The organism is Geobacter pickeringii (genome assembly GCF_000817955.1).
Classification (GTDB): domain Bacteria; phylum Desulfobacterota; class Desulfuromonadia; order Geobacterales; family Geobacteraceae; genus Geobacter; species Geobacter pickeringii.
Genome location: NZ_CP009788.1, coordinates 1,009,130 through 1,021,010, shown reverse-complemented (window position 1 = coordinate 1,021,010; position 11,881 = coordinate 1,009,130). Strand labels below are relative to the sequence as shown.

The window sequence follows — 11,881 nt, the reverse complement described above, 5'->3', positions numbered from 1 at the left end:
CGGGCCGTAACTAACCCGTTGTGTGAATGTACCGGGACTGTTTACGGCAACCTCCGTGCCAAACCGTTTACGGCTTTCCATAACGACCCACTCATCAGTAACACTTCAATATGGCTAGGCTTTTTTGGAATGGCCATTTTACCAAAGCCGTAGTTGGGGAAACTTGTCTTGCAGAATTCTGGCCGCCTGTGTATCATTTTGTCCATCGGGACAGACCGATAATCGATGAATTTTGCGACTGTTTACGGACGGAAAAAGACTATGCTCAAAGCACGAATTCTGATCTGCGACGACGAGGAGGGGATCAGGCGCTACCTCCAGAAACTCCTCCAGGCGAAGGAGTACGAGGTGGAGACCTTCGCCGACGGAGCGAGCCTCCTGGCGCGGCTCGAAGGGGGGACGGACGGGGACGCCGACATGCTCCTGCAGGATGTGCGGATGCCGGACATGGACGGGATCGAGGTCCTGAAGCGGGCGAAGAAGCTCCGCCCCAACCTCCCGGTGATGGTGATGACCGCCTTCGGCACCATCGATTCGGCGGTGGATGCCATCAAGCACGGGGCCTACGACTACGTGACCAAGCCGTTCCCCAAGGAGAAGATCCTCGGCGTCATCGAGAACGCCCTGGAGCTGGACCTCCTGATGAAGGAGAACCGGGTCCTGAAGGAAGAGCTGAACCGAACCGACACCCCCGACAACATCATCTTCACCAGCGAGAAGTTCCGGGCGGTGTACGAGCTGACCCTGCAGGTGGCGGCCAGCGACGCCAACATCCTCGTCCTCGGCGAATCGGGGACCGGCAAGGAGCTCATCGCCGGCGCCGTCCACTACAACAGCTCCCGGCGGGGGAAGCGCTTCCTCTCCATCAACTGCGCCGTCCTCTCCGACACCCTGCTGGAGAGCCAGCTCTTCGGCCACGTGCGCGGCGCCTTCACCGGCGCCATCACCACCCAGAAGGGGCTCCTGGAGGAGGCCGACGGCGGCACCCTCTTCCTGGACGAGATCGGCGACGTCTCCGCCGCGGTCCAGGCGAAGCTGCTGCGGGTGATCCAGGAGCGGAGCTTCATCCCCGTGGGGGCCACCAAGTCGAAGAGCGTCGACATCCGCTTCGTGGCCGCCACCAACAAGGAGCTGGAGAAGGAAGTCCAGGAGGGGCGGTTCCGGGAAGACCTCTACTACCGCCTCAACGTCATCACCATCGACCTCCCGCCGCTGCGCGAGCGCCCCGAGGACATCGAGCCCCTGGCCGACCACTTCATGAAAAAGTACTCGCGGCGAATCCGGAAGGAGATTAAGGGGTTCGCCCCGGAGGCCCTGCAGCTGATGCACGGCTACCGCTGGCCCGGCAACGTCCGGGAGCTGGAGAACGTCATGGAGCGGGCGGTGATCCTCACCCGCGGCGACGTCATCACCGCGGAGGTCCTTCCGATCCGGCAGCGGGAGCCCGCCGCCCCCGCCGCGGACAACCGGCTCATCTCCCTGGAGCATATCGAGCGGGAGCACATCGAGCGGGTGCTGCGCCAGACAGGGTTCCACAAGAGCCGCTCCGCCGAGATCCTCGGCATCTCCCGCAAGACCCTCGACCGCAAGATCGCTGAATACGGCTTCGCCATCCCGGGCCAGAGCGGGTCGTCCGCAGGAGACCCGGACGCTTGAGCCCGGAACGAATTCTGCACCGCGGATTCACGAGAGTGCCATGATCCAGCGCCGTTTCCCCATTCGCCTCAAGCTCATCGTGGCCACCCTCCTCCCCCTCTTCGTCGCGTCGGTCATCTGCTGGGTGATCGGGGTCTACATCATCAACTCCCGCATCGTCAACCAGGCCCAGGAAAAGGTCCGGACCGACCTGAACGCGGCCCGGGCCGTCTATCAGAGCGAGCTTGACCACATCCGCGACGTGGTCAAGTTCACCGCCACCAACCCCTTCACCTCCATGATCATCGAGCGGAGCGACCGGACGACCCTCAGGAACCTCCTCGTGCCGCGCATGGCGAGCGAAGGGCTCGACATCCTCACCGCCGTGGACCGGTCGGGCCAGGTTGTCTTCCGGGCCAGCAACCCCGCGGCCTTCGGCGACAGCAAGATCAGCGACCAGATCGTCTCCCGGGCCCTGCGGGGCGAGCAAATCTCCGGCACCGAGGTCATCCCCCCCGAGGAACTGATCAAGGAGGGAAAGGGACTGGCAGCCAAGGCCGCCATCCAGATCCTCCCCACCCTCCACGCCCGGGAACGGGACGAGACCGTCGAGCGCTCCGGCATGGCCATGGTGGTGTCGGTGCCGGTGCGGGACCAGGCCGGCAGGATCGTCGGCGCCCTCTACGGCGGAGTGCTCCTCAACGGCAACAACGAACTGGTGGACCGGATCAAGAAGATCGTCTTCGAGGCGGTGAACTATCAGGGACTGGACGTGGGAACAGCCACCATCTTCCTGGGCGACCTGCGGATCGCCACCAACGTGCTCCGCGCCCCCGGGCAACGCGCCATCGGCACCCGGCTCTCGGAAGAGGTCTACAACCGGGTCATCCTGGCCCGCGAGAAATGGGTGGGCCGGGCCTTCGTGGTCAACGACTGGTACTACTCCTCCTACGAGCCGATCCTGAACCTGCGGGGAGTCCCCATCGGCTCCCTCTACGTGGGAATCATGGAGCGCCCCTTCCTGGAGATGAAGCGGGAAATCTCTCTCATCTTCGGGGTGATCCTCTTCTGCGGCTCCTTCATCGGGCTCGCCATCTCCAGCTTCGTCAGCTCCCGTCTCGCCCGCCCCATCAAGGAACTGGAGACCGTGGCCCGCCGGGTCACCGCCGGCGAGCGCGACCTCCGGATCGCCGTGGAGAGCCGCGACGAGATCGGCGACCTGGCCCACGAAATCGCCACCATGACCTCCACCCTCACCCAGCGGGAGGACGACATCCGCACCCTGAACCGGGAGCTGGAGCAGAAGGTCTTCGACCGGACCGCCCAGCTTGAGGAGAAGAACCTCCTCCTCGTCAAGACCCAGGAGGAGCTGGTGCGGGCGGCGAAACTGGCCGACATCGGGATGCTGGCCGCCGGCGTGGCCCACGAGATCAACAACCCGATGGCGATCATCCGGGGGAACACCGAGCTCCTCCAGATGGCGATCCCCGAGGACGACCCCAACCGCGAGGAGGTGGACACCATCGCCCAGCAGGTGGGGCGGGTGGAGCGGATCGTCGGCAGCCTCCTCAAGTTCGCCCGCCAGCAGCAGCAGCGCCTCGGCACGGTGGCGCTCCACCCGCTGCTGGACGAGATCCTCAAGCAGGTGGGGCACCAGATCCCCCTCGCCGGCATCGAGATCCAGACGCAGTACGCGCCGCTCCTCCCCGAGATCGGCGGCGACGGCGACCAGCTCCGCCAGGTCTTCACCAACCTGATCCTCAACGCCATCCAGGCGATGAAGGAGGGAGGGGCCCTGACGGTGACGACCTCCTTCGACGAGGCGGCAGGGACCTGCACCGCCTCGGTGAGCGATACGGGGTGCGGCATCCCGCCGGAGAACCTGAAGCGGATCTTCAGCCCCTTCTTCACCACCAAGGGTGAAGGGACCGGCCTCGGCCTCTCGGTCTCCTACGGCATCATCAAGGACCACGGCGGCAACATCGCCGTGGCGAGCGAGGTGGGGCACGGCACCACCTTCCGGGTGGTGCTGCCGCTGCGGCAGGGGGAACCGGAGGAGGCTCCCCCTCCCCCCCTCCCGTGATCCCATCGCCGGAACGCAAAAAGGCCATCTCCTGTCGGGATGGCCTTTTCGCATTCCGGGGGGCTCTCTCCCCCCCACCCTCTTGCCCCTTCAGGGATTGAGCAGGTTGAACTGCCTGATCTTGCGGTAGAGGGTATTCCTGCCGATTCCCAGGACCTTCGCCGTCTCGGTGATGTTCCACCGGCACTGCTCCAGCGCCCTCCTGATGGTCTCCTCCTCCGTCTCCTTGAGGCCGCGCCGCGGGGACACGCCCCCCTTCCCCCCCATGGCCGCCACGAGCCTCGTCTCCAGGACGCGCACGGCGTCGAGCATCCGCTTCAGTTCATCGGCCTCCAGCCTCTCCAGGGCATCGGAGCGGCCGTACTGCTCCAGCAGCCGCTCGGGAGGGATGACCGCGCCCCCCTCCCCGCCGTTGGGGAGTGACGGGCAGGCAGCGGCGGCCCCGTTCAGGAGCGTATTCCCCAGGTGCTCGGGAAGGATGGTGCCGTCGCTGCACAGCACCACCGCCCGCCGCATGACGTTGGCCAGCTGGCGGATGTTTCCCGGCCAGCCGTACCCCTGCAGGAGGCGCAGCGCCGGGGGGGAGATCCGGAGATCGGGATTGAAGAGACGGACGAAGTGCTCCGCCAGTTGGGGGATGTCTTCGGTGCGGGAGCGGAGCGGCGGGATCTCCAGCCGCACCACGTTGAGCCGGTAGAAGAGGTCCTCGCGGAAGGTCTTCTCGCGGATCGCCTGCTCCAGGTCGACGTTGGTGGCGGCGATGACCCGCACATCGGTCTTGATCGGCTTTTCGCCGCCGACCCGCATGAATTCGCCGGTCTCCAGCACCCGCAGCAGCTTCACCTGGATCTGGGGGCTGGCGTCGCCGATCTCGTCCAGGAGGAGGGTGCCGTGGTTGGCCAGTTCGAAGATCCCCCGGCGGGGCTGGTTGGCGCCGGTGAAGGCCCCCTTCTCGTGGCCGAAGAGCTCGCTCTCCAGGAGGTTCTCCGGCAGGGCGCCACAGTTCACCGGGATGAACGGCTGGCCGGCCCGCCCCGAGGCGGCGTGGATGAACCGGGCCAGGACCTCCTTGCCGGTGCCGGTGTTCCCCTGGATCAGGACGGTGACATTCTTGGTGGCGATCTTGTGGGCCAGGGAGACGAGGCGCCGCATGGCCGGGGAGGTGCCGACCAGGAACCCCACCCCCTGGGCCACCTCGACCCACTCCTCCCGCGCGTCATTCCCCTGCAGCGCGGTCAGGCCGTGGGTGGCCGCCTTCTCGATGAGCGATTCGATCTCACCGATGTCGTCGAAGGGTTTCTCCAGATACTCGTAGGCGCCGAGCTGCATCGCCGTCACCGCCGTCTTGATGGTGCTGTAGCCGGTCATGATGATCACTTCGCAGCCGGGCTGGCGGGCCTTGATCGCCTGGAGGAGGGTCAGGCCGTCGGTATCCGGCAGCTTCAGGTCCACCATCGCCACGTTGAAGCTGTTTTCGCCGAGGGCCCGCAGCGCCTCCGGTTCGTTCGATGCGGTGACGACGCCGTACCCTTTCCTCGTCAGCAGGCGCCGGAAAAAGGTGCAGACGTCCGTCTCGTCGTCGATGATAAGTATCTGAATCTGGGCCATTATGTACTCCGTCAATGCTCGGTTATTCTAAAAAAACGGAACGTCCGCCACAGAGTCACAGAGACACGGAGAAAATCACCAGGTGAAGTCCAGGAAACAAGTGAAGCCTGAAACTCGTCGGATTTGTTGAATATTGACCTCTGTGTCTCGGTGTCTCTGTGGCAAAACGTTTTCGGGGGTTATTCTCCCTTCCCGTTACTGCTCGATGGGGAGCAGCAGCGAGAAGGTGCTCCCCTCCCCCTCCCGGCTCTCCACCTCGATGGTGCCGTTGTGGGACTCGGCAATCCCGAGGCTGACCGAGAGGCCGAGGCCGGTCCCCTTGGTCGCCTCCTTGCTGGTGTAGAAGGGGGTGAAGATCTTCGAGAGGTTCTCCGGCGGGATGCCGACGCCGTTGTCCCCCACGCTGAGCACGGCCCACTTCCGTCCCCCCTTCACCAGCAGGGCGGTGGCCACCGTGATCACCTTCTCCTTCCGCTCCACCTCGGCCAGGGCATCCCGGGCATTGATCAGGAAATTGGTCAGCACCTGCTGGATCTGGGGGCCGTTGGCGGTGAGCCGTGGCAGGAAGGGGGCGAGCTGCTCCACGATCCGGATCTGGCTCCGGTTGATCTGGTACTGGATCATGCTCAGCACCCGCTCCACCTCGCCGTTGAGGTCGATGTCGGTCACCGGCGGCTGGTTCTGCCGCGAGAAGGTCAGCAGGTTCTGGATGATCCGCTTGCAGCGCAGTCCCGAGTTGATGATGTCTTCCAGCACCTCGGCCTTTTCGTACTGGGCCTCCAGCTGGAGGTCCCGGGCCAGCAGCTGGGCGGTGCCGATGATGACCGTCATGGGGCTGTTCAGCTCGTGGGCCACCCCGGCCGCCATCTCCCCCAGGGCCGCCAGCTTGGCCGTCTGGACGAGCTGCGCCTCCATCTTGGTCTTCTCGGTGACGTCCTTGATGATGATCGTCACCGCGGAGAGCCGCTTGTCCTCGTTGAGGACCGGGTAGTAGGAGAGGTCCAGGAGGAGCCCCGCGTCGGTCTGCCAGCGCTGGAATACCGGCTTGCCGGTCCGCTGGACCTCCCTGATGGGGCAGTTCTCGCAGGGGTGGGTGCGGCCGTGGAGCCGGGCAAAGCACTTGTTGCTCACCGCCTGGTTCCAGAAGCCGCTCATCTCCGGCGAAAGCCGGTTGTTGTGGAGCAGAACGTTGTAGTCGGTATCGACCAGGAAGATCGGGTCGGTGACCGCCAGGAAGGTCTCCTCCCACTCCTTCTTGGCCCGGGAAACCTGCTTGTAGAGCCGGGCGTTCTGGATGCTGATGGAGAGCTGGTCGGCCAGATGCTGGACAAAGCTGAGATCCGCCTCGCTGTAGGCGGCGTCGGCGACGCTGGCGACGATGAGGGCGCCGATCACCTCGTCCCGCTTGAACATCGGCGCCACCGCCAGCGCCCGCAGCGGCCCCGGATAGCGGGGGTTGATCTGGACGTGGCTCAACTCCTCCGCCGTCAGGTTGAAGATGCCGGCCTTCTTCTCCCGGATGACGTTCAGCGCGGGAGAGTGCGCCGGGAAATTGTCGATCCGGCAGAAATCCCGCGGCATCAGCGCCTTGAGCCGCAGGGAGCCGCTGCGCATCGTCACCAGGCCGAGGAAGTCGCAGGAGAGGGTCTGAGGGAATTTGATGAAGGCCCGCTCGAGGATATCCTCGATGGACATGTCGATGTTGATGTCCCGGGTGAGTTGCTGCAGGATCTCCAGGCGGCTGTTCTGCTTGAGGATCTCCTGGTTGCGCTTCTTCAGCTCGATATAGTAGTTGAGCTTGGAGGAGTCGACCCCGGTCAGCTGTTCGAGGAGCTTTTCCCTGTTGTTCATCGTATTCCCCGGTTACATGGCCTTACGGAAAATAGCCTCAATGTCCTCCACCGTGGCATTGCGCGGATTGGTCACCAGACAGGCATCGTTGAGGGCGTTGCGGCTCAGCAGCGGGATGAACTCCTCCCGCAGCCCCATGGCGCCGAGCCCCTTGGCAAGGCCGATGTCGGCGATCAGCTCCCGGATCCCCTCGATGGCCAGCCAGGCCCCCTCCTCCGCGCTGGTGTTGCGCACGTCCTTCCCCAGGGACCAGGCGATGTGCTTGAAGCGCTCCGGGGAAGCCGGGAGATTGAACTCCATGACGTGGGGGAGGATCGAGGCGTTGGCCTCACCGTGGTGCTGGTCCAGGAGACCGTCCACCTGGTGGGTCATGGCGTGGGTGGCGCCGAGGATGGCGTTGGAGAAGGCGATGCCGGCGGTGAGGCTCGCCATCGCCATGTTGGTGTTGGCCTCCGCGTCCCGGCGGTCCGCCACCGCCCGGCGGAGGTTGGCCGCGATGAGCTGGATCGCCTTGCAGGCGTGGATGTCGGTGAGGGGGGTCGCCGCCAGGGAGACGTAGGATTCGATGCCGTGGGTGAGGGCGTCCATGCCGGTGGCGGCCGCCAGCTTGGCGTTCTTGGTGCTGAGAAGCTCCGGGTCGACGATGGCGATGTCCGGCACCAGGGACTTGGAGATGATCGACATCTTCAGCTTGCGCTCGGTGTCGACGATAATGGCGAACTGGCTCACCTCGGAGCCGGCGCCGGCGGTGGAGGGGGCGATCACCATGGGGGGGAGCGGCCGGGCAATCTTGTTGATCCCCTCGTAATCGCGCAACTGGCCGCCGTTGCTGGCGAGGATGGCCACCGCCTTGGCCACGTCGGTGGGACTGCCCCCCCCACGGCGACGATGGCGTCGCACCCCGAGGCCTGGTACTGGCGCGCCCCCTCCATCACCTCGAAATCCTTCGGGTTGGAGGTAAGCGAGGAGTAGATCTCCGTTTCGAGGCCGACGGCGTGGAGGTAGTGCAGCGCCTGATCCACCCAGCCGGCATTGATCACGTCCTCGTCGCTGACCAGGAACACCTTGGAAGCGCCGATGCGCGCGGCGCTCTCGCCGATCTGGCTCAGGGAGCCGCGGCCGAAGATTATTTCCGGGGCCACGAATTTGCTGATATTCATGGTGCCTCCTTGATGGGAACATTACCGTATACAACCGTATACGTGTGCAATTCCCGTGCAAAAGCTGCAAACCAACCGTTTACGGCATTCTGCGCCACAATGGGCCACCGGCACTGCTCCATTTCAGGACAAAAGCCTTTGTTCCATTTTAGCGCATTATGTTCCACTGTGGCACGAAGAATATCTTCCGGGTGGACTGGCGCCTCGGGTCATTGATGTGGCCTCCCCAGAGATGCCCTCCCCCACTTTACGTGAAATTATTAATTTACAGCCTTTCAAAGTCTGCGTATATTTTGAAAAAAATTCCAGAAATCAGTAGTGCAATGAACTTGTCCAGCGCTTACCGGGGACAGGTGAGCAGCCTGAGGCGATGGGCCCAGATGATCATCCAAACCCTTAGACGCCGACCGGGACAAAAAGACGACCCAGTGCGGGTCAAGGCCCGGCCCGTTGTTCGCTTAACAGTAAAGAGTCCCATTGAATCTCTTGATTTGAGGTCATTATGTCAGAAAACGATCCCTTTTCAGAAGAGGCAAAACAGCGGCATTGGGAAAAAACCCAGGATGCAGCAAACTGGTCTGCATATCAAAAGTATCAGCTTGAAATGAGGAATCGCAGGTTTGACTCAGAACAAAGAAGTCGAATTGAAAAAGATTATAGCCAGACTTCATCTGTACGTTGCTATATATGCGGCGAAAAGGGAGCTATTTACCGAAGAAGGGTATATGTTGGTGACAATGTCCGGGTTTATTTCGGCAGGAGAATAGGAGTATCGTCAGGAGTGAGCTACGGCATACGCTCCTTGTGTCCTGCCTGTGCCTCCCGTCACTCTAGCTCTAATAGCACAGGCGGAATGGTCGCGCTAATCGTAGTTGCATTCATTGTATTCTTGGCTGCAATTGGTGCCTTTTCAAATTCTTCAGAAAACTCTTCCCATGTTGCCGTCGAAGATATCGTAACAACCACTGACGCTGTAAATGTTAGGTCTGCTGCGTCAGCTTCCCAACCAATTGTCGGAACAGTGCAAGACGGAACAAAATTGAAAGTGCAAAGCCGTCAGGGTAATTGGATAAAAATCAGTTACAGTGATAACGGAAAAAACATTACTGGTTGGATTTCCTCCCGATTCGTAGCAAAAACCAATTGATATTTGTCCGCCAGTGGGGGGGACGCCCATGATTTCATGCGTTTCTCTACATTGGGGCGCCTCGGGGTGTCGTAGCGTGCCTCCATGGTGTCGCGTCTACACATTGCCAGAAGCCTTGCCTCGAAGAGACGGGCCAACCTTTCCTGTCCACTCATCCCACCCTCACAACCTAGGAGGGCAACGCGGGACGCCCATGAAATTATGCTTTTCCCTGGGAAGGTCCTCAGGGGTGGCTGCTTGCTATTTTTCTTGATAAGCAGAAAGCCCGCTTAAAGGCCCACCCTCCACCCCCTCGAAGGCAAACGGATTCAGCACCTGATTCCGCCACAAAAGGTTGCGATCCACCTCGTTCAAAGCGGCCTCATCGCAAACCCTTGACCAATTCTCTTCGATGCAGTTGAGCTGCCCTTCAACAATCCGGGCAGCCTCCGCATCGCGAAGAAGGAAATGCGGAGCGGCCTCTAGACAGGTGACGATCCTGCTTGAGTTGTCAGCACCGGTTATCCGCATGGCCTGCGAGGCAGTCCGCCCATGGCGGGGTTGGGGGCAAATGTCGTAGGCTGGGGTCAGCTGCAGCATGCGGCCATCCCAGAAAGCAGCATGGTTACGGGCGTGATCGTCGGTGTTACCGATCAGAATATTGAAAACGATGCGGGAAAAGAGCTCCCGAAGCGTTCCCGGGGCGTTCGTGAACTTTTCCCGCACCAGATTCGCCAGATCATGGTAGCTGGCGTATCGCGCCATCATTTCGTCCAACTGCAGCATGGTCAGTGCCGAGACAATCCCCTTTCGCTGCCAGCCGGCAGATGCGGGGACGCGATCGAAGCGGGTCACCATCAGCACATCTTTCCCGGCGACGTTCAACAGCGATACCGGGGCCACATCCAGTCCCGCCAGAGCCGCAAGCCTCATGGCAACGAACTCGGACTTGACGATGGAGTACAGGTCAGTCGAAGCCGAAAATTTGGCGATGTATTTGCGGGAATTGCTTTCCACCAGGGCCTTCGGCCGCGCTCCGCCGATGGAGGTGCCATGCTGTAGCGCCTGGGCGAGCTCGGGAGTCAGAGGCACCCCCCTCTCGATCAACTCCGCGGCTTCCATCAACTCCTCGAGGGGGGCGCCGGCGGCATGCCTGGGGACGTACTCCGTCGGTGAAAGCTGAAAATCGAGCGCGCCGATCCGGTCCGAGCCGGACTCGATCAGATAGGTCAGTTCATCGACAGCGCCAGGATCGACCTCTGAGGCTGCCCTGCCGAACCTCTTGTTCAAGATCACTTTGCGCCCCCAGGCATCAGGGGCTGCGTCTCTCAGGCAGCCCGGCATGCCGAGACCGGGGAGCAGAGGGATCAGCCCCTGGCGGAGCGACAGTTCTGCATCGTAAATGGAGATGGCATTGTCACGGTCGAGGTAACTGCGACCATAGTTGAAGAGGTACGTCGTTCCTTGGGTGGTCAGCTTTCCCGCCACAACCGGCTCTGTCTCGCCGGGAAGCCATATCCAGACATACAGCTCTTTGAGGGGGTGGTTAGAATTCATCGTCAACTCTCGTTGAAGTGCGGATGCGGTGGGGCAAAACGGCGAGCCTGTCGTTCACCCGACCAAGGTGCAGGGCGAGAGTAGCGCGGTCGTCGGCATCGAACAGCTTCACCCCGACCAGGACAGCCAGTTCGAAGAACAGCCCGATTGCGCACCGGGGATCTCCGCGCTCGATCCTCTGCAGCGTCCGCCTGCTTATGCCGGCGCGTCCAGCCAGCTCATCTTCGGACATTCTGCGCTCCCGCCGCTCCAGCCTGATAAGTTTGCCCAGGAGCTCCGTTGCCTCGCGGGTCGCCGGGAGAAATGTTCTGTCTTGTGGAGATGGCATAAACCCTACCAATGGATACTATAGTAACTTTTAGATACCTAATGGATATTATAGTATCCATTTGACAAAAAACTGTCAACGTCGTTTAAAGGATAAAACAGAGTGCCCCCAGCTATTACTTTGCCGCCAGGGAGCGACTGTCTTTTGCGCCAACAACCGGCGATGCGGGAAAACTAGGGGAGGTGAATGAGGTCGCACCCGCGGCACTTTCCGTACCGCTGGGCCGGGAGGAAAAAGTTGATGGTGAGACAGTGGGGGCACTGCCAGAAATCGAAGCTGGAGACTTCACGCCCCGCAAGGGTGCTGAACAGCCAGCGATAGTAGGCCTCCCAGTCGTACTTCGGAGGCTGCGCGGCCTGTTCAACCAGTTGCTCCAACAGCATGGAGAACCTCCCTTTGTCGTCTGGCATTAAAGTGTACACCACAACGGCTGAGAGAAAACATTCCGTCTTTGCTTTCAGACTGAACTTTAGAGTTTAGACCACCCCAGCCCCTTGTCGTAAAAGGGTCCTTATGAGCTACGCCTGAAGACA

At 61.9% G+C, this 11,881-nt stretch carries 9 protein-coding genes and 1 pseudogene; 3 read left to right on the top strand and 7 right to left on the bottom strand.

Annotation, left to right across the window (positions count from 1 at the left end):
- Positions 1–261 precede the first annotated feature (261 nt).
- Together GPICK_RS04665 and GPICK_RS04660 are read left to right on the top strand one after the other, a co-directional pair.
- Positions 262–1,656, top strand: a complete 1,395-nt coding sequence (locus GPICK_RS04665) for a sigma-54-dependent transcriptional regulator (protein WP_039740894.1) — start codon at positions 262–264, stop codon at positions 1,654–1,656.
- A 40-nt stretch (positions 1,657–1,696) separates the two neighbouring features.
- Positions 1,697–3,718, top strand: coding sequence for a cache domain-containing protein (locus GPICK_RS04660; RefSeq protein ID WP_039740892.1), 2,022 nt, complete (start codon positions 1,697–1,699; stop codon positions 3,716–3,718).
- A 90-nt stretch (positions 3,719–3,808) separates the two neighbouring features.
- On the opposite strand, the gene GPICK_RS04655 is transcribed toward GPICK_RS04660, so the two are convergent.
- The 4 genes and pseudogenes from GPICK_RS04655 to GPICK_RS18215 form a co-directional block, all read right to left on the bottom strand.
- Entirely contained in the window at positions 3,809–5,326 is a 1,518-nt protein-coding gene (locus GPICK_RS04655) for a sigma-54-dependent transcriptional regulator (protein ID WP_039740890.1), read from the bottom strand.
- 195 nt (positions 5,327–5,521) lie between these two features.
- Positions 5,522–7,177, bottom strand: coding sequence for a GAF domain-containing sensor histidine kinase (locus tag GPICK_RS04650; protein ID WP_039740889.1), 1,656 nt, complete (start codon positions 7,175–7,177; stop codon positions 5,522–5,524).
- Between the two features lie 12 nt (positions 7,178–7,189).
- On the bottom strand, positions 7,190–7,765 hold the full coding sequence (locus tag GPICK_RS18220) for a hypothetical protein (RefSeq protein ID WP_456236261.1): 576 nt from the start codon (positions 7,763–7,765) through the stop codon (positions 7,190–7,192).
- Between the two features lie 105 nt (positions 7,766–7,870).
- A pseudogene (locus GPICK_RS18215) lies at positions 7,871–8,337 on the bottom strand (iron-containing alcohol dehydrogenase); the annotation flags it as partial.
- A gap of 502 nt (positions 8,338–8,839) precedes the next feature.
- Here GPICK_RS18215 and GPICK_RS16850 point away from each other — a divergent pair.
- Positions 8,840–9,484 (top strand): SH3 domain-containing protein, encoded by a 645-nt coding sequence (locus GPICK_RS16850; RefSeq protein WP_084201337.1) that lies wholly within the window; start codon positions 8,840–8,842, stop codon positions 9,482–9,484.
- Between the two features lie 240 nt (positions 9,485–9,724).
- Here GPICK_RS16850 and GPICK_RS04640 read toward each other — a convergent pair whose 3' ends face one another.
- From GPICK_RS04640 to GPICK_RS04630, 3 genes are all read right to left on the bottom strand, one after another.
- Positions 9,725–11,020 (bottom strand): type II toxin-antitoxin system HipA family toxin, encoded by a 1,296-nt coding sequence (locus GPICK_RS04640; protein WP_039740887.1) that lies wholly within the window; start codon positions 11,018–11,020, stop codon positions 9,725–9,727.
- Positions 11,010–11,348, bottom strand: coding sequence for a helix-turn-helix domain-containing protein (locus GPICK_RS04635; RefSeq protein WP_039740885.1), 339 nt, complete (start codon positions 11,346–11,348; stop codon positions 11,010–11,012). The genes GPICK_RS04640 and GPICK_RS04635 overlap by 11 nt, the downstream gene beginning before the upstream one ends.
- A gap of 173 nt (positions 11,349–11,521) precedes the next feature.
- Positions 11,522–11,731, bottom strand: coding sequence for a hypothetical protein (locus GPICK_RS04630; RefSeq protein ID WP_039740883.1), 210 nt, complete (start codon positions 11,729–11,731; stop codon positions 11,522–11,524).
- Positions 11,732–11,881 lie beyond the last annotated feature (150 nt).

Bases quoted from the DNA above. Each gene is read 5' to 3' on its own strand.
- GPICK_RS04665 (WP_039740894.1), top strand. From the start codon at position 262: ATGCTCAAAGCACGAATTCTGATCTGCGACGACGAGGAGGGGATCAGG.
- GPICK_RS04660 (WP_039740892.1), top strand. From the start codon at position 1,697: ATGATCCAGCGCCGTTTCCCCATTCGCCTCAAGCTCATCGTGGCCACC.
- GPICK_RS04655 (WP_039740890.1), bottom strand. From the start codon at position 5,326: ATGGCCCAGATTCAGATACTTATCATCGACGACGAGACGGACGTCTGC.
- GPICK_RS04650 (WP_039740889.1), bottom strand. From the start codon at position 7,177: ATGAACAACAGGGAAAAGCTCCTCGAACAGCTGACCGGGGTCGACTCC.
- GPICK_RS18220 (WP_456236261.1), bottom strand. From the start codon at position 7,765: ATGGACGCCCTCACCCACGGCATCGAATCCTACGTCTCCCTGGCGGCG.
- GPICK_RS16850 (WP_084201337.1), top strand. From the start codon at position 8,840: ATGTCAGAAAACGATCCCTTTTCAGAAGAGGCAAAACAGCGGCATTGG.
- GPICK_RS04640 (WP_039740887.1), bottom strand. From the start codon at position 11,020: ATGAATTCTAACCACCCCCTCAAAGAGCTGTATGTCTGGATATGGCTT.
- GPICK_RS04635 (WP_039740885.1), bottom strand. From the start codon at position 11,348: ATGCCATCTCCACAAGACAGAACATTTCTCCCGGCGACCCGCGAGGCA.
- GPICK_RS04630 (WP_039740883.1), bottom strand. From the start codon at position 11,731: ATGCTGTTGGAGCAACTGGTTGAACAGGCCGCGCAGCCTCCGAAGTAC.